The organism is Rickettsiales bacterium (assembly GCA_041396965.1).
Lineage (GTDB): Bacteria > Pseudomonadota > Alphaproteobacteria > Rickettsiales > SXRF01 > SXRF01.
In genome coordinates this window covers 828,084-851,461 of sequence record JAWKXN010000001.1, presented here as the reverse complement: position 1 = coordinate 851,461, position 23,378 = coordinate 828,084, and the positions used below count along the sequence as shown (strand labels likewise).

Here is a 23,378-nt window from a genome sequence, read left to right as displayed (position 1 = left end):
GATAAATAGTGATTGATAAAATATTATGCTGGTTTTTTCTACAATAAATTTATATGTTCACGCGTAAATCTGAATCACCTTATTTCAAATAATTATAAGATATATAGAGTAATGTCCTCTTCTCTTGTGAGTCGTGATAAGAAAAAAATTATAGCATGGTTACTACTGTGCATGTTGCTAGTTGCCGGTATGGTTGTGGTTGGTGGTTATACTCGCCTTTCAGGTTCTGGTCTTTCTATTACCAAGTGGAAGCTGATACATGGTGTTATCCCACCACTGAATCAACAAGAATGGGAAGAAGAATTTGCCGGCTACCAAAATATCCCTCAATATAAAGCTATTAATACGCATATGTCGCTTGAGGAATTCAAAACCATATTTTGGCCGGAGTTTTTCCATAGACTGCTGGGAAGAGCTATTGGGATAGTATTTTTTATACCGATGATACTATTTACTATAAGAAAATCAGTATCTAAAAAACTATTATTTAGAATGCTCGGTATATTGTTACTTGGTGGTCTTCAGGGTGGTATTGGTTGGATAATGGTAAAAAGTGGGTTGCAAGATAATGTTTATGTTAGCCATTTCCGGCTTGCGCTCCATCTGTCAGTAGCGTTTATAATTTTTATGCTAATAGAATGGCTGTTTTTGGACATAATATATGAAAAAAAATTTATAAAAGCTGAAAACAACAAAACAGTTTTTCCTCCTTTCGCTATATTATCCTATAAAATATGGTTTATTTTATTATTTATCCAAATAATATTTGGCGCTTTTGTCGCTGGTCTGCACGCTGGACTAGTTTATAACACTTGGCCTGATATGAATGGAGAATTTTTCCCCTCAGAGCTGTATAGTAGCGCATCTTATAACAATGGATTACTAGGAAACGCGGCGTTTGTTCAGTTTATACACCGGAATCTAGCTATCCTAATAGTGGTCATACTGTTATTTTGGTGGTATTTATACAAAAAATATATTAGACTTTGCGGGATTTATAATGAGTTTGGACTTATTCTACTTGTAATAACGGCGCAATTTTTTCTTGGTGTGATTACCTTGCTGTATGGGGTTCCTGTTTTTATAGCGCTTGCCCACCAGTTAAATGCTCTGATTTTGTGGATGGTTTCAATCTTATTTATATATAAATTATTGAATTACAAATGAAACATATACAAGTTAGTTAAATGACTAATAAAAAGATAGATTATAACAAACTGCTACTAAACAGTCTAAACAAAGTAAAAAAAGAAGGCAGGTATCGCGTATTTAATGATTTGGAACGCAAAGCCGGTTCTTTTCCGAAAGCAAAAAGTCATATAACAGGCAGAACCGTTACTGTCTGGTGTAGTAATGATTATTTAGGAATGGGACAACATCCAAAAGTAATTTCCGCGATGAGTGAGGCCATAGGTCGTTATGGCGCGGGAGCTGGTGGAACTCGTAATATTTCTGGTACTCATCACGCTATCGTTACTCTTGAAAATACCATAGCGCGACTTCATCAAAAAGAGGCTGGTCTTGTCATGACCTCTGGCTATGTAACTAATGAGGCGACTCTTTCCACATTATGCTCTATTCTTCCTGACTGTGTTATATTTTCTGACGCTTATAACCATGCCTCCATGATACAGGGTATAAGGGCAAGCAGAGCGGAAAAAAAGATATTTCGTCATAATGATGTGGAGCATCTGGAGAAATTGCTTAAATCCGTAGCGCCGGAACGCCCAAAAATAATAGCTTTTGAGTCGGTATACTCTATGGATGGTGATATATCGCCTATTAAAGAGATATGTGACCTTGCCGATAAATATGATGCTCTTACTTATCTTGATGAGGTACATGCTGTTGGCATGTATGGTCAACATGGCGCTGGTGTAGCTGAGCGTGATGGACTTATGGACAGGATTTCCATTGTTCAAGGAACGTTAGGTAAAGCTTACGGAGTTATGGGAGGGTATATAGCAAGCGATAGAACAACCATTGACGTAGTGCGTTCCTATGCCTCAGGGTTTATATTTACCACCGCCTTGCCTCCGGCTCTCGCGGCTGGAGCTAATGCTAGCATTAGTCATCTGATGGAGAATGATGATGAGCGTAAAATGCAGCAATATAATGTATTAACCTTAAAAAATATGCTGGAAAAAGCTGGTGTTCCGGTTATGCCTACTCAAAGCCACATACTTCCGGTTTTAGTGTCTGATCCGGTTTTATGTAAGCAGGCTTCTGATATGCTGCTTAACCAATTCGATATTTATGTTCAGCCTATAAATTATCCAACCGTGCCAAAAGGTACTGAGCGTCTCAGGATAACCCCGACCCCAGCTCATAACCATGAAATGATGTTTGAGATTACTAGAGCTTTGGCATGGGTGTTCGAACGTCTAAATATCAAACCGGATATGACGATACTTGATAGAGCCGCGTAGTTTGCTTGACGAATATCCCCTCTCCCTTTGGGAGAGGGTTAGGGTGATGGGTATTTTCTATATTCGCCTCCGGTATTTCCTACTGGAAATCTCATGGGGTGCGGCTCAAGGCTCGCACAGCTTGCTGGCTGTGCTTCTTGTTCCCTAACCTGAGCTAAAGCTAGGATATACCTAAACTATTGTTATTAATCTACTCCCTCCTTGCGGGGGAGTCAAAAATTGAAGAAAGTAATGATTCAATTTTTGGTGGGGGGTGTATATGACTGTCTACTATTCTACCCCCCTCCGCTCAATCTGCGTTTCCACTTGATTTCGCGTACTCCCCCGCAAGGGGGGAGCGTTTTTTTAATCATATAATATCCCCTCTCCCTTTGGGAGAGGGTTATGGTGAGGGGTATTTTCTACTGGAAATCTCATGAGGCATGGCTGAAGGCTCGCACAGCCTGTTCGCCTATGCCTAACTTAAGCTCTGTGCAAGGTACCGCCTGTTACCGCTCTAATAGCTCCTGTGGTTGTAGGTAGGGATAGTGGCAGACCTTTAAGCGAGCGTACAGCGAGAAACGCGAAGGCTTGCGCCTCTAGCGCGTCACCTTTCCAGCCTAAAGACTCAACCGGATAAACATTGTTAAACTTTTCGCGTAGTGATTCCATAATCGCTGGATTTAATCGTCCACCACCAGCGACAAACCACTGTCTTGCCGGAGCGGGAAAAAATTTCGCGCCAAGCTCTATGGAAGCTGTAGTAAATTCGGTTAAGGTTGCCGCCCCGTCTTCTGGTGAAAGTTTTATTACTTCCTCAAAAGTAAAATAATTACGATCTAAAGATTTAGGAGGATGCTTAGCAAAAAACCAATCTTTAAGCATTAACTCTACTACTTTATGGCTTACCTCACCGGCAAACGCTAATGCTCCATTTAAGTCACAATTCTGACTTGTTTTCTCAAAAGCCCACTCATTAAGCAAAACATTACCTGTCCCAGTGTCAAAAGCGAGTATGTCAAGTGCCATCAGCTCATCAGCGGCATTTTCTGAGCGACCTATCCATGTCACATTCGCCATGCCACCAATATTTAATATAGCTACCGGCAGATTCATTCTTCTGGCGAGAGCGGCATGGTATAAAGGAACTAACGGTGCGCCCTGCCCTCCGGCGGCTACGTCTCTTCTGCGAAAATCAGAGACCACATCTATACGAGTTTTCTCGGCAAGCAACGCTCCATCACCTATCTGCCAAGTAAGATGCTCATCTGGTCTATGTGAAACTGTTTGTCCATGAAACCCGATAATTTCTATATCCCGATAGCTAAGCCCTGTCTTTTTCAACAAATTCGCTACAACATCAGCGTGTTTTATAGTCATTTTATGTTCAGCGAGCAATATATCACCACGACCATAGACGGCTTCTCTTAACTCTTTGCGCTCTTGATCATTATAGTTAATCGTTATACTTTCACCAAATTCAAAGACATGCTCGCCATCGGTACGGATAAGCGCGGCATCCACCCCATCAAGTGACGTTCCGCTCATCAAACCAAGCGACCATTTACGCTCAGCAGCCATAAAAATCTCCGATATGCGCCTATATATTCAGAAAAATCATGAATATAGAAAAAAATTATTATATTTATTAATATTTATCTGCTATATAACTATATATTATATAATCATAATAATCAGTTAATTAATAAACTAATAATATTAAATTATGAATAAAAAACATAAATTCACCTCAGAATTTCTACAGATATTAAAGGAACGTGGTTTTATCCATCAATGCACCTCTGTTGACGGTCTTGATAACGCTATGAAAAAAGGTCGTTTATCGGCATATATTGGCTTTGATACTACGGCAAGCAGCTTGCATGTTGGTAGCCTAATACAAATAATGATATTACGCTGGCTACAAAAAACCGGTCATAAACCGATAATATTGCTTGGAGGCGGAACTACACTAATTGGAGATCCTTCTGGTAAAGATGAAGCAAGAAAGATGCTTTCCGCTGACAGTATCACGAAAAATCTGGAATCAATCAAAAAGCTATTAGAAAAGTTTATTAAAGCTGGAAATGGCGCGACCGACGCTGTTTTTGTCAATAACGCTGAATGGCTGGAAAAGCTAAACTATATAACTTTTCTACGTGATTATGGAAAATTCTTTTCTGTAAACAGAATGCTTACGCAAGATAGCGTAAAGCTACGTCTTGAGCGTGAGCAGAATTTAAGCTTCCTTGAATTCAACTATATGATTTTACAAGCTTATGATTTTATAGAGCTTAACAACCGTTATGGCTGCAATCTACAGATTGGCGGATCTGACCAATGGGGCAACATAATAATGGGAATAGATCTCGCCCACCATATTCAGGCGGCTGGTCGTTTTCAGCCGATGAACTTAGAGCCTTCTGATGATAGAGTATTAAAGGTTCTGGAAATTCAACCAATGATTAAATCATCAAAGGAAGACCCTAAAGATTACACCCATAAAGCTTTTATGGAGTTCATGAATAGCGATAGCAACAAGGAGTTATTTGGGTTAACCACACCGCTTCTTACCAATAGTTCCGGTGATAAGATGGGGAAAACCGCAAGTGGAGCTGTCTGGCTGGATAGTGATATGCTTACTCCTTATGATTATTGGCAATATTGGCGTAACACGGAAGATGCTGATGTTGGTCGCTTTTTACGACTGTTTACCGAGCTACCAATAGCTGAGATTGAGAAATTAGAAAAGCTTAAAGGCTCGGAAATAAATGAGGCTAAAAAAATTCTAGCGAACGAAGCTACCAAAATATGTCATGGTGATAGATCCGCTAAGAAAGCCGCTGAAACCGCCAAAAAAATGTTTGAGCAAGGCATCGTTGGAGATGACATACCGGTGTATAAACTACTCTCATCTGAGCTTGGCAAAGGTGTTGCCGCTTATGAACTTCTAAGACAATCAGGTATCGCCAGCTCTGGTGGCGAGGCAAAAAGGCTGATAAGAGGTGGTGGTGCTAGAATTAATGACCAGAAAATAGACGACGAGAATGAGCTTATCACACCGGCTCATTTTGGTGATGAAGGGAGCCTTAAATTATCTTCTGGAAAGAAAAAACATATATTAATAAAGCTTAAATAGATAATAACCGTAACGCACCATTTCTCCGCCAACAACTAGCGGCAAGGCGACTCTCGCCTTTACACCAAAAAATCCAGCGGCAACTACCAAAAAATTCAAAAGCGGCAACCAAGAAAATGGTAACAAGATTAAAAAATAGCGAGTGAAACGGTGAGCGTATTTATTATACCTATCCTTAGGTAGTTCATTTTTATTAGCTCTAATTTTATAAAGCCTTAACAACAGCCTTCCTACCATGAAATTAAAAAACATTCCTATGGAAATACCGACTAGAGCGGCAGTGGTCGCAAGCTCCATATTAAAGCTGCCGAAAGAACTAGCGGCAAATGAGTACATAGCGACAAATGTCGGGTCATTCTGGAACGGTACTATGCTAGAAGCAAGCAGTGACTCTATAAAAATATCTATGTAATATTCCATTACTAGCCTTTCTAAACCTTAATAATTGTAGTAATCACATTTTGCGAGTTACCACAAACTCAGCGAGAGCTCGCAGATTATTCGCCTTTTTACTAAAACCATCAAGATATGAGATAGCTTGACTAACTAATATATTAGCATGTTCTCTAGCTTCTTCTATACCCATACTGGAAACCAAAGTCGCCTTTCCGGCTATTTTATCTTTTTGAACATTCTTTCCGGTCTCTGTTCTGGTTCCCTCAACATCAAGTAAATCATCAGTAATCTGGAAGGCAAGCCCCATATCATGAGCATAAGCACGCATTAATTTACGCATCTTGTTAGGAGCTTTGCCAAGTATAGCACCCGCCTCACAAGAAACCGCGAATAACTCTCCAGTTTTCAAACGCTGCAAACGAATAATCTCATCAATCGATAAATCTTTATTCTCAGACTCCAGATCTATCATCTGTCCACCAACCATTCCCCAAGCACCAGATGCCATAGCGAGAGCGGAAATCAACTCACAGCGTACAGCCGGATCAGGATGAGTTTTACCATTAGCGAGAACCTGAAAAGCAAGAGTAAGTAAAGCGTCGCCAGCGAGAATAGCCGCCGCCTCACCAAATACTATATGACATGTTGGCTTTCCACGACGCAAATCATCATCATCCATCGCTGGCAAATCATCATGAATAAGTGAATAAGTATGGATAAACTCAATAGCGGCAGCGGTTTCTATAGCCGAATCAAGACTTACGCCAAACAGATTACCAGCACAGACTGTAAGAAATGGACGCAAGCGCTTACCACCACCAAGAGCGCTGTAGCGCATAGCTTCCAATATTGTATCTTCTTCTAAATCATGAGAATCATGCGAAGTTGGCGACTTAGCGTTAATAGATATAACAGTGTTATTTTTTTTACTTGGAACCTTTAACAGTTCCTCCATGCGTGAGGTAAGAGCTTCCTCTACATAATCAACGGCTTCCTGCAAGTTATTTGGTAATTGGATAGTCATATACACACTTTAATTATTATACATCATCAAAATCTTTTACCATTGTCGTGCCACTCTTATCTTGGATAAGGCTCTCAACTTTAAGGCGAGCGCTCTCAAGTTTCTTCTGGCAGTACTCCTTAAGTTCAGTACCACGCACATAATCAGCTATTGAGGACTCCAAGTCACTATTTCCACCTTCCAGCTTACGCACTATTTCCTCGAGTTCACCAAGAGCTTCTTCAAAAGACACTTCTTTTCCTTTAACCATTTCCTTGCTCATATTAACTTTCTTAATTTATTATCTATCTTATCTACAGCTCTTTTAATGACTTAAGCAGCGACTCCACAACTTTTTTAGCGTCACCGAATAACATCATAGTATTATCCTGATAGAATAACTCATTTTCTATACCGGAATATCCCGCTGCCATTCCGCGCTTGATAAACACCACTGTTTTAGCAGCTCCAACATCAAGAACCGGCATACCATAAATCGGACTCTCTGGATTGGTTTTCGCCGCCGGATTGGTAACATCGTTAGCGCCGATTACCAAAACAACATCGGTAGTGGAGAAGTCGTTATTAATCTCCTCTAACTCAAAAACACTGTCATATGGAACATTAGCCTCAGCTAGTAACACATTCATATGACCTGGCATACGACCAGCGACCGGATGAATAGCGTATCTTACGTTTATTCCATCTTTTTCTAAAGCTTCAGCCATTTCCCTTAAAACATGTTGCGCTTGAGCAACCGCCATTCCATATCCCGGAACTATAATAACCGAGTTAGCGTTTTTAAGCAGGAATGAAGCATCCTCTGGGCTACCGCTTTTTACCGCTCTATCCTCCCCATCATCGCCACCTAACGACTGTTCACTAGATGAGCCAAACCCGCCAAATATTACATTTATGATGGAACGATTCATCGCTTTACACATAATATAGGAAAGTATCGCACCGCTAGCGCCAACCAACGCCCCAGTAATTATCAGCAATGGATTACCGAGAGTAAAGCCAATTCCTGAGGCCGCCCAACCCGAATATGAGTTAAGCATAGAGACCACAACCGGCATATCAGCGCCACCGATTGGAACAATCAACAAAACGCCTATTACCAAAGAAAGCAATACCATGATCACAAATAGTGACTTACTAGCGCTAGCGCAGAACATGAATATTAGAATTACTATAGAAATAGCTATCAAGCTATTTACTATATTCTGACCACTAAAACGTAATGGCTTTCCTGACACTAATCCTTGTAATTTAGCAAAGGCGATTATTGAGCCAGTAAAAGTTATCGCGCCGATAACAGCACCCAAACTCATTTCAAAAAGACTCCCAACCGGAATCTCTCCACTATTGCCTATATTATAGCTTTCTGGTGACCAAAGAGCTGAAAAAGCGATAAGTACAGCGGCAAGACCAACCAGAGAGTGAAAAGCTGCTACAAGCTGCGGCATAGCGGTCATCGCGATACGGCGAGCGATAATAGTTCCGATTACACCACCGATAATTATACCAGTTATTATCATAGAGTAGTTGGTTATCTGAGGCATATACAAGGTGGTGACTATGGCAAGCACCATACCTGCGATGCCATATATGTTACCCCTGCGAGCTGTCGCCGGAGACGAAAGCCCTTTAAGCGCTAGGATAAATAATATAGAAGCTACTAGATAAAACAGATAAGAAGCGTCATTCATAAAGCAAGTAAAATCTCCAGAAGTTAAACTTCCACATGGATACAGATTTTTACGCGCGGTTGCAAGCGCTTTTAGTTTTTAATCGCTTACATTATTCTACCTTGCGCGCCATCCCTCTTGGCACGAGCGGCAGCGATATTAGTACTGACTATTATAGGTGATGGAGTGGGCACTTCATCCATTTTACCAGCACTAGAACCTTCCTTAGTTTTGGGACGAGAAACACTTGTACCAAGCTCCTCAGCGAAAGTATCAAGGGATAATTTATTTTTAGGATCCATACTAAAAGTGATTTTTGGTTTGCTAGTAGTTACATTTTCCACATCTATATTATCAGAATCAGCTCCCATGATACTAGCTAGAGCATTCCTAACATCTTCCACATTATTAGCTGCTATAGCCAAATTTGAGTCATCTTTTGCTTTTATTGTAACATTCATACCCTCTTTACTTTCTGACGCGGTGATGACCACGACATCTTTTAATATGGGTAAAAGCACTTTTTCAGCCGCTAATGCCTTGTTATATGTTTCATGATCAGTTTTAATTTGTTGTCTGGCATCGACGATTTTCTCACCTATTTTACTTTGCTCTGTGATATGTTTTGGCATATTACCAATTTCTAGTTTTCCACCTCCCATGATAACAGGATTCCCACTAGCTATCCCATCTTTAACCACAGAAGCTGTTATAACTTTCTTTTCGTCAGAGAAATAATCATTCACCATCTCTACTATTCTTTTAGCTGGGCTACGCTGACTAGATCTACCCTGCCCTCTGATAACTTTCGCGCCGCCATCAATTGTCTCAGCCTCAATAGCTTCTTTAATAGAAAGGCTCTGCTCTTCACCCTTTATTTTTACATTAACTTTTTTATCTTTAATTCCATTTTTTTCTAGAAAATTATCAAGAGATTCCCATTTTTCAGTTTTTCTATCCTGTATTTTTATTGACTCTATATCCACAGCCATTTTCTCACCATGCTGACCATAGACTCTACCGTCTATCTCACTAGGCAGAACAAGATTACCTGGTTTAGCTCCATTCTCTTTTAAGACTTTCCTAAGTATGATCGCCGTATATATTTTAAGCCTGCGTTCATCAAGAGCTCCTGCCATTCCTATAGCTTTTACCTCCGGAAGTTCCCCTTCATGCTGCTCTTTACCAAACTCTTTCCATTTCTGCTTGAAACGATCATTAGCGAGCTGCACCATATTATCAAGTGGATTAGTAGCAAGCAGTAAAGGGGTATCCTTCGGAGCATACCTCGCCATAGCGTCCACGATCGGCTCCACCACCTTAGAATTAGGGTAAATAAGAGCGGAACGTGGAGGTGGTGGATTTGGGCGTGGCTTGCCACCCGGACTAATAACCATATCAGCGTCTTTGAGTATATCTCTTAGTGCGCCGTCGTTTTTATTATCAAAACTAGTATGCCCATCATGCATCAAAGCATCAAACAAATTTCTTTTCGCTTCACTGACTTCTCCTTCCATCAATTCTAGTATCCGTGCTTGGTTATATTCCTCCCCTTTTCTGGTTACTATGGATATTTTATAATTCTTCCCCTGCTCTACCTGATCAGACAACAGACCAATAACATCAGCGCCAATTCCTCCGTTGGCTGCAAATACTACGATGTGTTTTTGTTTTTCATTATTAGTTGCATTTGTTGGCATAAAAACTTCTTCCCTGTACTGTAAAATTAACTAGCCTATAAAAATCTAAACAAATCCAAACAGCAGATAAGTTTGATTAATATATTCGCGAAATATATATGAAATTAACATATTCCGCACATAATATTAAAGTTAAGAAACTATGACAATCAACTTTTTAAGTAAAATCATTAATGTAAACAATTAAAATTATAAATTGTTACTATAAATACCTGTATTTATTCGCCGGAATATGCTATTATCAGGCACTCAACAGCCTGAAAAAACTTGTTTTTATAAAAATTTTAGCCACAGCAGGTTCGCTATGTTAAAAAAACTTACAATACACTCTTTATTTATATTAACTTTTTTAGCCTTTGCTAATGTCGCAAACGCTAGTGATAGCAAGACTAAGGTAAGGTTTGACATAAAAAAAGAGGATGTTGGCAAGGTAATAATACGGGACAGAAAGATATGGCTTGAGCTAACGCTGGAAGCGTCTGACAAAATAAATAGAATATCAAACGCTAATCTTAAAGCACAAATTGACGCGTATTTAGAAGACAGTAATTTCTTGAGTATGCGCCCAATAATTAAAGTAGATGAAGGCACTCTGTCAACCCTATATTCCGCAAATTCCTCAGACGAGATTTTACAAAAAGCTATACAAATTCAGAATTATATAGCATCAAAACATCAAAAAGTACCTCCTCCTAAGAGAAAAAGCTTTTCTGGAAATAGATAAGGCATGTGGATTGTTGAATATTGAAAATTTACCTGTATAATTACGTCATGAGAATTATATCTATATTCTTTATATGTTTTTTTATGATATTCGGAAGTATTTCTAATGTTTCTGCTATGTCCTGCTGTAAGCAGCATAATATCTCCATTAAAGCACAAACTGATGGCATGAAAGCAAGTGGAGCGTGTCATAATAAAACGAGCAAACATGGCAAAAAGCAGCTACCAGATTGCTCCGTTTGTGATTGTATTAACTGTGTGAATATGGATATATCGTTACCTAATCAATCTGTTGATAGAAAGATGAATTTAACAGTTAGTACAAACAAAGCTCTCTATATAGTAGAGCATAGTCCAAAGGCGATATTTCAGCCTCCTAAACATATTTCCTGAACATTTATTCTATAATGTTATTAGTCACCGAATATTTTTTGGTTACTATAATCGTCTAAAATTAATCAGGAAATAATCATGAAACTACTTATAACCGCATTATATGTCATAATTCTGTCCATTTCACCGGCGCTGGCGAAAAGCTACCATCTTGATATAAATTATAAGACGGTAAAAATTAATGGTGAGAACGTAAAAAAAATCGCTATAAATGATATTATACCAGCTCCTACCCTATATTTTACCGAAGGTGATGAAGCGATAATAACGGTAACTAATCATCTTGATGAAGATACATCGCTACACTGGCATGGACTATTGCTGGATGGCAGTATGGATGGTGTTCCAAGTTTTAATGGTTTTAGCGGTATAAAACCAAATGAGACATTTACTTACAGTTTCAGACTCCGCCAAAATGGTACTTATTGGTATCACTCTCACTCTGGTGGTCAAGAGCAGGACGGATTATATGGAGCTTTTATAATTAAGCCGAAAGGAAAAGATCCTGTAGCATCTGACCGTGATTATGTAGTGGTAATTTCTGACATATCAGCGGAAACACCTGAACAAATAATAAGTAACCTCAAAATGTCCTCAGAATATTATCAATATAACCGCCGTACTATCGGGGATTTTTTTAGTGATATTGAAAAACGTGGATTTTCTGGCACACTTCGCAATGCCACAATGTGGGGGCAAATGCGAATGTTGCCAACAGATTTATCAGACGTGACCGGTTATAGCTTCCTAATTAATGGCAAAACCCCAGAGCAAAACTGGACTGGGTTATTTAAGAAAGGTGAGCGCATAAGGCTACGTTTTATCAACGCCTCTGCCATGTCTTTTTATGATGTAAGAATCCCCGAGTTAAAGATGCGAGTAGTATCCGCTGATGGGCAGAATGTAGAACCGGTTCCTGTTGATGAGTTTCGTTTTGGGGTAGCTGAGACTTATGACGTTATAGTAATTCCTAAAGAGGATAAAGCTTATACTATAGTAGCCGAGCCAATTGACCGCACTGGTTTCGCCCTTGCCACCCTCGCCCCGAGCATGGGTATGAAAGGAGATATACCGAAGCAACGTCCGCGCTCAGCACTTACTATGGCGGATATGGGGATGGAGCATGATATATCTGGTATGGATCATAGCAAAATGAGTCACGCCGAAATAACGCAAATGCGTGAGGATATGAAAAGTGGTTGGGCAAAAGCAGGAACTCCGGCAGGAGACAAAGCTCTTGATTATAAGGACTTACGCTATCTTGGCACGCAAAAAGATATCCGACCGCCAGAGAGAACTATAGAGGTACGTCTTGGTGGCAACATGGAGCGTTACATATGGACAATGAATGGTAAAAAATATAATAATGCGGATATAGTAAAGCTACGTTACGGTGAACGGGTACGGCTAAAATTTGTCAATGAAAGTATGATGGCGCACCCTATGCATCTTCATGGCATGTTTGTTCAGCTTGAAAATGGTCAGCCAGCCGGAAAGTTACCGAATAAACATACTGTTATTGTTCCACCCGGCAAATCATACTCGGTATTGCTTACCGCTGACGAAGCTGGTGAGTGGGCATTTCACTGTCACCTGCTCTATCATATGATGGCAGGAATGATGCGAAAGGTCGTGGTGGCAAAGCTAGATGGAAAAGACGTTCCAATAGATAATAATCTAAAAATAAATCATAATTCAGATGTTATTAGAAAAGATAAGGAACAACACCATGCGCACTAATATTATGTATGTATTTATAGTTTTAACGCTACTTCATACAAAACCAGCGCTTGCTGATACTGATAAACACACAGGACATGGCGACCAGATATTTCATATGTTTCGCTTGGAAACAGATGTAGGCGCGGCGCGTCATGATATGGTAGCAAGTTGGGATTTTGATGGCTGGATTGGCGGTGATTACAATAAATTATGGCTTAAATCCGAAGGTGAGAATAAAGATGGAAAAACTGAGAAATCAGAATTTTGGGCAATGTATAGCCGGAATATTTCTAACTTCTGGGATGGGCAAATAGGCATCCGTCATGATACTAAACTAAGAGCCACTAACTATCTGGTGGCTGGGTTTAACGGTCTTGCTCCATATTTCTTTGAGACTGAAGCACATATGTTTATCAGTAACGATGGTAATGTTAGCTTCCGGCTAAGACAAGAAAACGATTTTCTGGTAACCCAACGTCTTATCTTACAGCCATATGTAGAAGCTAATATCTATGCTCAGGAAGTAGCAAAACAGGAAGTTGGAGCAGGATTTTCTAGTGCCGAGATAGGCCTACAAACACGCTATGAAATTAGTAGAAAATTCGCTCCATATGTTGATTTACGCTATGAGAGAAAATTCACGAAAACCGCGTCAATAGCTAAGCAACATCTGGAAAATAAGTCTGATATGATCGCAAGTATTGGTGTAAGACTATTATTTTAGAGTTATCTATGCTATTAGTAGCTATAAGTTACTCATAACGAACATCTTCTCCTTACAACAGGAAATCGCCAGCCACCATCGCATGCAACCCTGTGAGTTGTATCTCGAGGCATAATTAAAAAAGTGTGATGCTTTTTAGAAAGAATTGAGGAAAGCTTTTATAGCTTTTTTCTTTCTATGGAGTTTCAACCCACGGTGGATATTTATTCTTTCCTTGAGGTGAGAGAAGAAGCCTTCTAGATGGTTGGTTGTTGGCGGAATATTCTGTTCTGGAAATTCCTTGTATGTAAATAGCCTGTGCAGATTTTCTTGCACGGAATTATATGCAGAACGCGTCCTTCCGTGCGTAAATCTTCCACCCTTTTTGGCATTCAGGAATCCTTTGTGCTGCTCTGCCAGAGCGTAAAATTGAGCCACAAAATCTTCTGGTTCGGTATTGCATAATTTTTCCATCAACTCCTTCAAATCCTTTGCAGGACGGAGCTTTGGATTATTTCCAGTATATCGCCTTACAATCGCTTTTTGATGGAAAATACACATTTGAATTGGTACTCCACCAAGTGTTTTTCTGATGTTTTCATAAAACCCTTTGCGCCCATCAATGGTCACTGATTTGAAGCAATATCCTGCCTGCACAAGCTCATGCAAAGCTTCACGCAAATGCTTCACTGATTCGGTTTTGATCTCTTGGTAATAAATGATTCTGCTGCCATCATGCGCACAGAAATAGCCATATTCTCTGCCGAAGAAAGACGCATCCATGAGCAGGTTAATCGCTTCTTTTGAGGCAGGAAAAATTAATCCTTCTGCCCACTCAAGAGCATCAAATTCCTTGGTGAGCTTGGGGATGGAAATATCAAGAATGCTAGCAATTTCTGCTAGTGTTCGGCGTTTGTGCAGCCAGTCTAAATAGTAACGCTTATAGTCGGTTTTTTTGCCGCGCTTATCAACCCATTGATGTAAGCACAAGTTGCAACGATACCGTTTACGACCACGCAATTTGCCATTGCTTTTTATGCTGCTCAAACCGCATTTTACACAGCGTTTTTAGACACTTTTATAATCCTTTTTTAAAAATACAGTATATCGCATTGTTTTATAAAGCAATTATGCAGATTCTAGCATCACACTTTTTTAATTATGCCTATCTCGAAGTCGGCGAGTCCGTTAGCGTCGGAGTCTATGGCGATTATTGTGTTGCCGCCAGCTTGTGAGTAGTTAACTTCGTTATTTGTGCCAGTAAAGTTATTTGTTCCCATGAATATGAAGTCACCAGTGAAGGCGGATAGATCTATCTGATCACCTTGCGCGTGGCTGAAGTCGGTGATTATATCACGGTTTCCGGTGCCTATGCTGGAATCGGTGGATGTAAGATACTTGAATATATCAAAGCCACTGCCGCCGGTTAGGGTGTCAACACCGCTGCCACCGGTTATAGTATTATCTTTGTAATCACCGGTGAGGTTATCGGCAAAGTCAGAGCCGATGATGTTAGTTACACCTTGCAGAACGTCACCCTGCGCATCGCCGCCTGTGTTGACGTTAGTGGCAAGATTTACATTCACCGCTGCTGAGCCAGCGTAAGAGCTGGTTGCTATTCCGGTAAAGCCGTTAATGGTATCAGCTCCTGCGCCACCAACTATTAGATTATTGCCAGCTTGACTGTAGATAAGGTCATCACCAGCACCACCATAGACAGTATCGTTGCCAGCTCCCGCGTAGATAGTATCATTACCATCCTCACCGTAAATCGTGTCATTACCAGCTCTGCCATTAATGGTGTCGTTACCCAAACCAGCATGAATAACACTGCCGCTGCTTTTTGCGGCGAGAGTATCATTATAAGCTGAGCCGATAAGGTTTTCTATACTAACCAGAGTATCACCAGAGGCTCCCCAGCCTTGCGAGCCAGTGCTATCAAGATTGATGCTTACCACTTGTGATGATTCAGCGTAAGATACAGTGTCAACACCATCACCACCATCCATATGATTGCCACCAAAGCCTCTACCGGCAAGCAAGTCATCTCCCAAGCCACCATACAGGCTGTTAGCAAAGCCATCACCGATAATAGTGTCATCAAAGTCTGAGCCGATAATGTTCGGTACGCCAACAAGGCTATCACCCTGTGCGTCACCACCGGTATTAATGTTATCGTAAAGATTTATATTTACCGCTGTCGTTGAATCAGCGTAACTAGCGGTGGCGGTTCCACCAAAACCATTCATGTAATCAGCGCCAGCACCACCGATAAGTAAGTTAGTGCCACCATTACTATAGATGGTGTCATCGCCAGCGCCGCCATCAATAATGTCATCACCACCACCAGCATATATGGTATCATTGCCAGCCTCGCCGTAAATAGTATCACTACCGTCCCTACCATTGATAATGTCATTACCCAAACCGCCATTAATGATACTGCCAGAATCAGCCGCCGCCAGACGATCGCTAAAGTCTGAGCCGATAATATTCTCTACATTAACTATCGTATCACCAGCAGCACCCCAGCCCTGCAAGCCAGTGCGGTTAAGATCGATATCAACCACAACCGTAGACGAAGCATAAGACACAGTGTCAACTCCAGCACCACCATCTATGTAATCACCACCAGCACCGCCATCAAGCCAGTCATCACCACCTTCGCCATATAGAGTGTCATTGCCACCTAACCCAGATAAAGTGTCGTTGCCTGTGTTGCCAACTAGATTATCAATACCAGATGTGCCCACTAGATTAAGAGAGTCTATAACATCTATTACATTAATGTTAACTAAAGCTGACGCGGAACTTAACCCACCAGAATCTATGAGAGTATACTCAAAACTATCAGCGCCAAAATAATCAAGGTCAGGAGTATAAATTATTGAGCCATCGCCACTATCAACCGTTATTGAGCCATGAAGCGGGGTGGTGAGGTTTATTATACTGCTAGCGAACAACCCACTATCAATATCTATATCATTATCTAATATCGGAAGCCTAGTTACTGTATCCTCCAACACATCAAAATTATCAGAAACAGCGATTGGAGCATCATTAATTGGAGCGACCAGCGCGCTAAAATTTATGATTCCTGAAGCTCCATTAGAGTCTTTTAAGTTAATGGTAATCTGCTCGTTACCATTATAATCGCTATTAGGATTATAACTTATAATATCACCGCTAAATCCTATGTTACCGTTCTGCGCTGATATTGATTGTATGGTAAAACTGTCACCATCTGGATCATAGAAATAAGCATTTACATTAAAATCAGATGCCTGATCTTCTGTAAAATTCAAGGTGCTACCCGCTATGATCTTCGGAGCGTCATTTATCTGAGCTATACTTATGTTCACTGTTGCTGCATTAGAAATCGCTCCCTGAGAATCTACTATCCTGTACTCAAAGCTATCCTGCCCATAAAAATCCTCATCAGGCGTATAGAGTATTTTTCCATCACTTTCAATTGAGACCACACCATGCGTTGGATTTGTAAATATAGATATATTTTGAGCAGGGAAAAAACCATCCTCAACATCGCTATCATTAGAAAGTATATCTATTAATATTGGATTATCCTCATCCGTAGATGCTATATCCGCATAGGCTAATGGAGAATCGTTTACTGATATGACATCAACATTTATTGTCTTGGTATCATACCCACCATTACCGTCAGCTATTGTATAATTAAACGAATCACTACCGTAGAAATTAATATTCGGGGTATAGATTATTTTGTTCGCCGATATTGAGGCATTTCCGTGAGTTGGGTTTCCAACGGTTGATAGAAAAACTATATCATTATCAATATCACTAGCTCCACCCAGAGCCATTATCTCTAACTGTGTATCCTCATTGGTTTGGACGTTATGATCTATAGCCAAAGGTGAGTCGTTAACTGGCGCGACATCTATGTTTATAATTTTAGTCTGAGCGGCTCCATTTGTATCAATGTATGATATAGCAAGAGAGTCCGTTCCGTTATAGTTGGCATTTGCCGTATATACTATATTATCTCCGTCTATATAAGCGCTACCATTAGTTGGAGCTGTAGAAAGCGTAATGTTATTATAATCAGATAAACCAACATTATGGTTAAGAAGTTTTATATTAGTGATAACATCTTCTTTTACAATCGCATGCCCATCTACTGAATATACTGTATCACTTACATCAGAAGATAAAATATCTGATAGCGTAAACTCCGTTCCATCACTGAATAGCAGCGACTCTACTCTATTTCCGCCAGAAACAAAAAATTTGTTAATGGTAATTACATCACTATTAATAGAATCTATAATTTTTAGATCGGTACCGTTACGTAATAACGTCATAGAGTTAGCGATAACTCCGGCAGAAAATTTTAATATATCATTACCGCCTTGTTCATAAATGGCATCACTGCCATCACCGAGAGAAAATTCATAAACATCGTCTCCGTTACCACCTTTTAATATATCATTGCCGCTACCACCATTTACCGTATCATTATCACCACTGCCATATATATAATCATCACCACCATTACCATTTAGAACATCAACAAAAGGAGTACCCATAATTTTATCATTACCAGTACCACCATTTACGGTAATTGATTGAGTGATATTAAATATAGTCCCATCAGCAAATTTTAGGTAGTCCACCTTACCTCTAGTATCAGAATAATAGAAAAAATTCTGGATCGTTATCTGATCAGTTCCAGCACCTATTTTTATCACTAAATCACTGCCAGACGCTTCCATTAAAACATCTTCTGGGTTTATCCCAGCACCAAACACTATCTCGTCAGCCTCATACCAACTCTCTATTATGGTATCCTGACCATCACCGAGATTGAAGATGTAAGTGTCACTTCCATTACTGCCATCTAACGTATCGTTACCCAGACCACCGGTGAGTATGTCGTTGCCATAGTCAGTGCTTATAACGTCATCACCAATATTGCCGGTGATAACATCATTACTGCTAGTGCCTTTAAGTGTCTCACCATTTATGTTGGTACCATCCAAAGTAATACCATTATTTAAGGCGATGCTACTGCCATCAGCGAATCTTAGAGTCTCTATTTTCCGGTCATTGCTATAGCTGTAAAAAAAGTCTGGTAGAGTTATCTGATCACCACCACTGCCAACCTTAACTATCAGCGAGTAATTATTAGCAAAGTCCGAGACTAGCTGAACATCGCTCCCCGTTATCCCCGCGCCAAACACGATCTCATCGGTTCCGCTATAATCATAGATAATGTCCTGACCATCACCGAGATTAAATATGTAAGTGTCACTTCCATTACTGCCATCTAACGTATCGTTACCCAAGCCACCGGTGAGTATATCGTCTCCAGTACCAGAAATTATATTATCATCGCCAATATTACCCGTAATAACATCATTATAACTGGTGCCTTTAAGAGTCTCACCACTGACATTAGTCCCATCCAAAGTAATACCGTTATTTAAGGCGATGGTGCTGCCATCAGCGAATCTTAGAGTATCTATTTTCCGGTCATTGTTATAGTTGTAAAAAAAGTCTGGTAGAGTTATCTGGTCACCGCCACTACCAACCTTAACTATAAGTGATTGGTTATTAGCATAATCCGAGACTAGCTGAATATCACTTTGTGTTATCCCAGCACCGAATACTATTTGATCATTACCTTTATAATCATAGATAATGTCCTGACCATCGCCAAGATTAAATATGTAAGTATCATTATCAGAAATATATGAATATAGATAATAATTCACAAGATAATCATTACCCAAACCACCTTCTATAACATCATCACCAGCGCCGCCACGAATATCATCATCGCCAGCCAGACCATACATCACATCATTATTGCTGCTACCAACCAACTGATTCGCTAAATCATCGCCATAAACGATAAGCCCCAGATTAAGCAAATTAAAACTAGAGCCATCCTCAAACACGATGCTATCCACCCGATTTGCTGAATTATCATAGAAGCTCTTAATACTTATCCGGTCGCCACCTTGCCCAACATTAATAATCAAATCGCTACCCACCTGCGCGAATTCAATATCAGCGGCATTTATCCCGCTGCCCATCAGGATTTTATCAACCCCGCCACTATCATCAATCGTATCCTGCCCGTCACCTAAGCTAAAGCGATATATATCATTACCCAGCTCACCTTTGAGAATATCATCACCCTTGCCGCCCTCTAGGAAATCATCGCCGCCAAATCCGTAAAGCTCATCATTGCTCGCCTCTCCACGCAGCAGATCATTTTTCTCGGTTCCATATAATATATCAACCTCACTGCCACCAATATTAAGCCGTCCATCAATAGAGAAGCTCTCAATATCTGCCACTCCGATAAAATCGGCAATCAACGTTGTGACTTTACTATCAAAATCAGGGTCGGTGAATTGGTCATGGTTAAGGTTTAGGATATTCTGTGTCCAATAAATATAGGTAGCGAAACTACTCGCGTCCATAGACGGAGCCAGCGCCTCAGCGTTTGCTATAATCTCATCCAGACTATCGGCAAACACGATACTATCGGTCGCAAAATCATAATGCTCATTTTGGAATATATCCGCCAGATTCGCCTGCACCAGAAAGCGGCTTAAAAATCCGTCAAACATAATATCCCATGCCTGACGCGCCATATCCATCGCCGCCGGCACCGGATTGTTAAAATCACCACCGGTTAGCTTCTCCAAGAACGCCACCTTGCGTGGATCAAAAACCTCTCCAACCACTTCCGCATATACTTCCTGCGCCGTTACATTCTCAACCCCCGCCCAGCGGAACAGGAAATCCTCAAACTTATCATGAATCAAATGAAAGTCCGTAATCGGTGTCGCCGCTATATCCTGCGCCATAGCGAGTAGCTGCGTATCCAGCGTCATCGCCGCCTGCCATGAATATAGAGTATTATAACCACGTGAGAAAGGCAGGACGATAGTCTCTATGGCAATCTGGAAGCCAGATGGCAGGCCAGCGTCAGGGTTAGAGAATATGGTATTGCCCTCAAAAGCGAAGTTCAGCTCGTGGATGTTTCTCGCGCTGCCATCAGCGAGGGTGACGGTGGAGATAGCGGTTTGCAGATTGCCTTCAATAATCTTTTGCTTGGAGTATTTATTAAGTGAGATCTCGGTGATGTTGTTTTCTGTAAGGGTGGTGAGTTCACCAGCATCCACTATGCCATTGGCGTTAGCATCGTTCCATAATTTAAGCAGGTTAAACTGGGTGTCTTGTGAGTTAATCAGGTTGTCGTTGTTGGAGTCATAAGTTTTTAATTCTGAGAAACCAGAAATAGATTGATTACCGAACATTTCGGAAATGTCATCTATATTGCCGTTAGAGTTTTTATCTATAACAAGGAAGGAATCGTCCGAGTTCGCCTGCGTCCAACCGGTGTTTTCTAAAGTACCATCTTCATTTAGATCAAACAAGGCGGCGGAAGTTTGGAAGGAGTCCAGCGCAACCCCATCCCCGTTCTTATCTATAATAAGTGGATCCATGAGCAAAGATTGCGCAATGGCGGCGAGGAACTCTAACATTGATTGAGAAATACTATCCGCTATAGAATCAGGAGCGTACCATAGAACACCTCTTACAGTATTTTTAAGTAAAGTTTCTAATGATCCAACCTGCTCACCAATAATGCTAGCGACATCACTAAGATACTCCCCGACAGTCAAACCAGTATCATGGATAGCTTTGGATAGTTCGCTTGTTTGTGCGCCTAGCCAAATAATAAATTCCCAAGGAAGTTGTATAGCTCCACTCTCACCTAAAGCTTGAACTCCCCACCAAGTGCTATCGCCCAATCCTTTTAGAAGCTGCGCGCCAAAATCAAGGTTAGCATTAAGGTTGTTAAAACTACTGACCTTATCAATGGAGCTATTACCACTTAACCATGATAGGTCGCTGAAATACTGGTAGCCTTCACCAGCGTATGACATAATAGCCCTTGCAGCTACAGATGGGACAGTTAATGTGCTATCAAAATACTGATTGTCATAAAATTGGGTATCGCTTATTTGTAGCAAGCCTGCGTCCGCCATCTCATAGACGAATTTCATGCAGTTAATGCCGAATAGATCGTAATTCTTGTTTCCGGCATTTACCGCATTTTTGAAATTAACCAGCGTAGAATCTATGATATTAAATTGGGTATCACTAATAGCAAAAGGTGTGGCGGCTACCATTCCGGGATCTGTAGTATAAAGCCCACTGGTATTAAACACCTGATCAAGGGCGGATTTTAAGGAAGATTCCATGATATTACCAGAGGAGTCAAACTGCATGGTTCCAGTAATAGTCAATTGTCGCATATTGGTGTTATTACCAGTAGTGTTGGTGGTAATTACACCAACGATGTTAGGGTCATTTGGATCCCAATGACCATATTCATAAAATGTGGCTTTGCCAGCGTTATTCACTAAAATAAAGCCTCCATGCCCAAGCAAAGGAACTGATGGACCACCAATTCCTCCACCAATTGGCTCGTTAGGAAGAACAACAGGAATAAATTGCGCGCTACTCATTTTTTGTCCTTTTTTGAGATGGATAAAGAAGGAAGATTACAAACTTCCTGATATAAACTTTGACTGCTAATGCTTTGCAGAGGAGTACAATGATTAGCTAACCAATTTTTCTTTACCAGCAAGTCGCCACCAGCATTAATGAACCAAATGTCAGAAGATCCATCAGAATAAATTATCCGCCGGTCATTGCTCGGGAAAAAACTTAGATATTCGGCAACGCAAAAAACTTCATGTCTATCACATCGTTTAATCATGATGCGCCCCTTATCATCTATGCTTTCTGTGATTTTATATGCCCCTCCGTTAACCATACGAATTCTGCCATCGGGTGATTGCTCGTTTTCACAATTTTTAACTGGTGGTAGTCTATTAGGGTCTACCACAGCATCTGGGTCTGATTTCGGATCAAACGGCTTATAAGGAGATGGAATAAAATCAGTAACGAATCTACGGACAGCGGTTAAAACAGCAAATTCACCGTTAATTTTTAGCCCAACATTTCCAGAAAAATCTATAAAGGCGAAAGGAGATGTGTTGGCTTCCTTAAAATTACTGCTTTTTGTAGAATAATAAATCCCAACGAAGCGGAGTTTGCCTTCATGATCAAGGGTGCAGCCAAGACCAAAACGTGAACCAGAGTCAATCGCCCGAAAATAAGCTCCGTGTTTTTCTCTTTGACGGGTTGGAAGGAAAACCCTACTCAACGGACGTGCCTTCTCCAAACATTCCTTCGCGAAATCATCCGCCATCGCCAGAAGCTTCGGGCATTGACCATGAAAGCTTAAATCTTCAGGGGTTTTTGCATATACAAAAGATGGGCTTATAAAAGCCCAGCAAATAACAAGTACTACAAAGGGCTTAAATAAAAATTTATTTTCTTTCGGTTGCATTGTATTTCCTTATATTATTAGTTGTTATTAACAATGCCGATCGGCTCGTTAGGAAGAACAACAGGAATAAATTGCG

At 40.5% G+C, this 23,378-nt stretch carries 16 protein-coding genes; 7 read left to right on the top strand and 9 right to left on the bottom strand.

Annotation, left to right across the window (positions count from 1 at the left end):
- Positions 1–111 precede the first annotated feature (111 nt).
- Together R3D71_04265 and hemA are read left to right on the top strand one after the other, a co-directional pair.
- Positions 112–1,167: a COX15/CtaA family protein gene (locus R3D71_04265; protein ID MEZ5690862.1), complete on the top strand. Its 1,056-nt coding sequence runs from the start codon at positions 112–114 to the stop codon at positions 1,165–1,167.
- Between the two features lie 20 nt (positions 1,168–1,187).
- A complete protein-coding gene (hemA, locus tag R3D71_04260) occupies positions 1,188–2,429 on the top strand; it encodes a 5-aminolevulinate synthase (protein ID MEZ5690861.1) in 1,242 nt (413 codons plus the stop codon).
- A 462-nt stretch (positions 2,430–2,891) separates the two neighbouring features.
- Here hemA and R3D71_04255 read toward each other — a convergent pair whose 3' ends face one another.
- Positions 2,892–3,989, bottom strand: a complete 1,098-nt coding sequence (locus R3D71_04255; GenBank protein MEZ5690860.1) for an anhydro-N-acetylmuramic acid kinase — start codon at positions 3,987–3,989, stop codon at positions 2,892–2,894.
- A gap of 145 nt (positions 3,990–4,134) precedes the next feature.
- Here R3D71_04255 and tyrS point away from each other — a divergent pair, with 145 nt between their 5' ends.
- Positions 4,135–5,547, top strand: coding sequence for a tyrosine--tRNA ligase (gene tyrS, locus R3D71_04250; GenBank protein ID MEZ5690859.1), 1,413 nt, complete (start codon positions 4,135–4,137; stop codon positions 5,545–5,547).
- Here tyrS and R3D71_04245 read toward each other — a convergent pair.
- The 5 genes from R3D71_04245 to R3D71_04225 form a co-directional block, all read right to left on the bottom strand.
- The gene (locus R3D71_04245; GenBank protein MEZ5690858.1) at positions 5,530–5,967 is read right to left on the bottom strand and encodes a hypothetical protein; all 438 of its coding nucleotides are present in this window, start codon (positions 5,965–5,967) and stop codon (positions 5,530–5,532) included. The two genes, tyrS and R3D71_04245, sit on opposite strands and share 18 nt — an antisense overlap.
- Before the next feature lie 34 nt (positions 5,968–6,001).
- Positions 6,002–6,967, bottom strand: a complete 966-nt coding sequence (locus R3D71_04240) for a polyprenyl synthetase family protein (GenBank protein ID MEZ5690857.1) — start codon at positions 6,965–6,967, stop codon at positions 6,002–6,004.
- Between the two features lie 16 nt (positions 6,968–6,983).
- Complete coding sequence (xseB, locus tag R3D71_04235; protein MEZ5690856.1) at positions 6,984–7,229, bottom strand: exodeoxyribonuclease VII small subunit; 246 nt, start codon at positions 7,227–7,229, stop codon at positions 6,984–6,986.
- Positions 7,230–7,260: 31 nt separating this feature from the next.
- Complete coding sequence (locus R3D71_04230) at positions 7,261–8,658, bottom strand: NAD(P)(+) transhydrogenase (Re/Si-specific) subunit beta (GenBank protein ID MEZ5690855.1); 1,398 nt, start codon at positions 8,656–8,658, stop codon at positions 7,261–7,263.
- A gap of 86 nt (positions 8,659–8,744) precedes the next feature.
- Positions 8,745–10,337, bottom strand: coding sequence for a hypothetical protein (locus R3D71_04225; GenBank protein MEZ5690854.1), 1,593 nt, complete (start codon positions 10,335–10,337; stop codon positions 8,745–8,747).
- Between the two features lie 304 nt (positions 10,338–10,641).
- On the opposite strand from R3D71_04225, the gene R3D71_04220 reads away from it, so the two are divergent.
- The 4 genes from R3D71_04220 to R3D71_04205 all read left to right on the top strand — a co-directional run bounded on the left by R3D71_04220 (position 10,642) and on the right by R3D71_04205 (position 13,899).
- On the top strand, positions 10,642–11,061 hold the full coding sequence (locus tag R3D71_04220; protein MEZ5690853.1) for a hypothetical protein: 420 nt from the start codon (positions 10,642–10,644) through the stop codon (positions 11,059–11,061).
- 83 nt (positions 11,062–11,144) lie between these two features.
- Positions 11,145–11,453 (top strand): hypothetical protein, encoded by a 309-nt coding sequence (locus R3D71_04215; protein MEZ5690852.1) that lies wholly within the window; start codon positions 11,145–11,147, stop codon positions 11,451–11,453.
- Between the two features lie 78 nt (positions 11,454–11,531).
- Positions 11,532–13,193: a multicopper oxidase domain-containing protein gene (locus tag R3D71_04210; GenBank protein ID MEZ5690851.1), complete on the top strand. Its 1,662-nt coding sequence runs from the start codon at positions 11,532–11,534 to the stop codon at positions 13,191–13,193.
- Complete coding sequence (locus tag R3D71_04205) at positions 13,183–13,899, top strand: copper resistance protein B (GenBank protein ID MEZ5690850.1); 717 nt, start codon at positions 13,183–13,185, stop codon at positions 13,897–13,899. Before R3D71_04210 ends, R3D71_04205 begins: the two co-directional genes overlap by 11 nt.
- Before the next feature lie 135 nt (positions 13,900–14,034).
- Here the strand turns inward: R3D71_04205 and R3D71_04200 are convergent, their stop codons facing one another.
- The 3 genes from R3D71_04200 to R3D71_04190 form a co-directional block, all read right to left on the bottom strand.
- Positions 14,035–14,925 carry a hypothetical protein gene (locus R3D71_04200; GenBank protein MEZ5690849.1) on the bottom strand — a complete coding sequence of 297 codons (891 nt, stop codon included), beginning with the start codon at positions 14,923–14,925 and terminating at the stop codon, positions 14,035–14,037.
- Positions 14,926–15,023: 98 nt separating this feature from the next.
- The gene (locus R3D71_04195) at positions 15,024–22,412 is read right to left on the bottom strand and encodes a tandem-95 repeat protein (protein ID MEZ5690848.1); all 7,389 of its coding nucleotides are present in this window, start codon (positions 22,410–22,412) and stop codon (positions 15,024–15,026) included.
- Positions 22,409–23,302, bottom strand: coding sequence for a hypothetical protein (locus R3D71_04190; GenBank protein MEZ5690847.1), 894 nt, complete (start codon positions 23,300–23,302; stop codon positions 22,409–22,411). Before R3D71_04190 ends, R3D71_04195 begins: the two co-directional genes overlap by 4 nt.
- Between the last annotated feature and the right edge of the window lie 76 nt (positions 23,303–23,378).

What these genes read in the sequence shown, in the direction of transcription:
- R3D71_04210 (MEZ5690851.1), top strand. Translation starts at nt 11,532, where the DNA reads ATGAAACTACTTATAACCGCATTATATGTCATAATTCTGTCCATTTCA.
- R3D71_04215 (MEZ5690852.1), top strand. Translation starts at nt 11,145, where the DNA reads ATGATATTCGGAAGTATTTCTAATGTTTCTGCTATGTCCTGCTGTAAG.
- R3D71_04205 (MEZ5690850.1), top strand. Translation starts at nt 13,183, where the DNA reads ATGCGCACTAATATTATGTATGTATTTATAGTTTTAACGCTACTTCAT.
- R3D71_04225 (MEZ5690854.1), bottom strand. Translation starts at nt 10,337, where the DNA reads ATGCCAACAAATGCAACTAATAATGAAAAACAAAAACACATCGTAGTA.
- R3D71_04220 (MEZ5690853.1), top strand. Translation starts at nt 10,642, where the DNA reads ATGTTAAAAAAACTTACAATACACTCTTTATTTATATTAACTTTTTTA.
- R3D71_04230 (MEZ5690855.1), bottom strand. Translation starts at nt 8,658, where the DNA reads ATGAATGACGCTTCTTATCTGTTTTATCTAGTAGCTTCTATATTATTT.
- R3D71_04245 (MEZ5690858.1), bottom strand. Translation starts at nt 5,967, where the DNA reads ATGGAATATTACATAGATATTTTTATAGAGTCACTGCTTGCTTCTAGC.
- hemA (MEZ5690861.1), top strand. Translation starts at nt 1,188, where the DNA reads ATGACTAATAAAAAGATAGATTATAACAAACTGCTACTAAACAGTCTA.
- R3D71_04255 (MEZ5690860.1), bottom strand. Translation starts at nt 3,989, where the DNA reads ATGGCTGCTGAGCGTAAATGGTCGCTTGGTTTGATGAGCGGAACGTCA.
- xseB (MEZ5690856.1), bottom strand. Translation starts at nt 7,229, where the DNA reads ATGAGCAAGGAAATGGTTAAAGGAAAAGAAGTGTCTTTTGAAGAAGCT.
- tyrS (MEZ5690859.1), top strand. Translation starts at nt 4,135, where the DNA reads ATGAATAAAAAACATAAATTCACCTCAGAATTTCTACAGATATTAAAG.
- R3D71_04240 (MEZ5690857.1), bottom strand. Translation starts at nt 6,967, where the DNA reads ATGACTATCCAATTACCAAATAACTTGCAGGAAGCCGTTGATTATGTA.
- R3D71_04195 (MEZ5690848.1), bottom strand. Translation starts at nt 22,412, where the DNA reads ATGAGTAGCGCGCAATTTATTCCTGTTGTTCTTCCTAACGAGCCAATT.
- R3D71_04265 (MEZ5690862.1), top strand. Translation starts at nt 112, where the DNA reads ATGTCCTCTTCTCTTGTGAGTCGTGATAAGAAAAAAATTATAGCATGG.
- R3D71_04190 (MEZ5690847.1), bottom strand. Translation starts at nt 23,302, where the DNA reads ATGCAACCGAAAGAAAATAAATTTTTATTTAAGCCCTTTGTAGTACTT.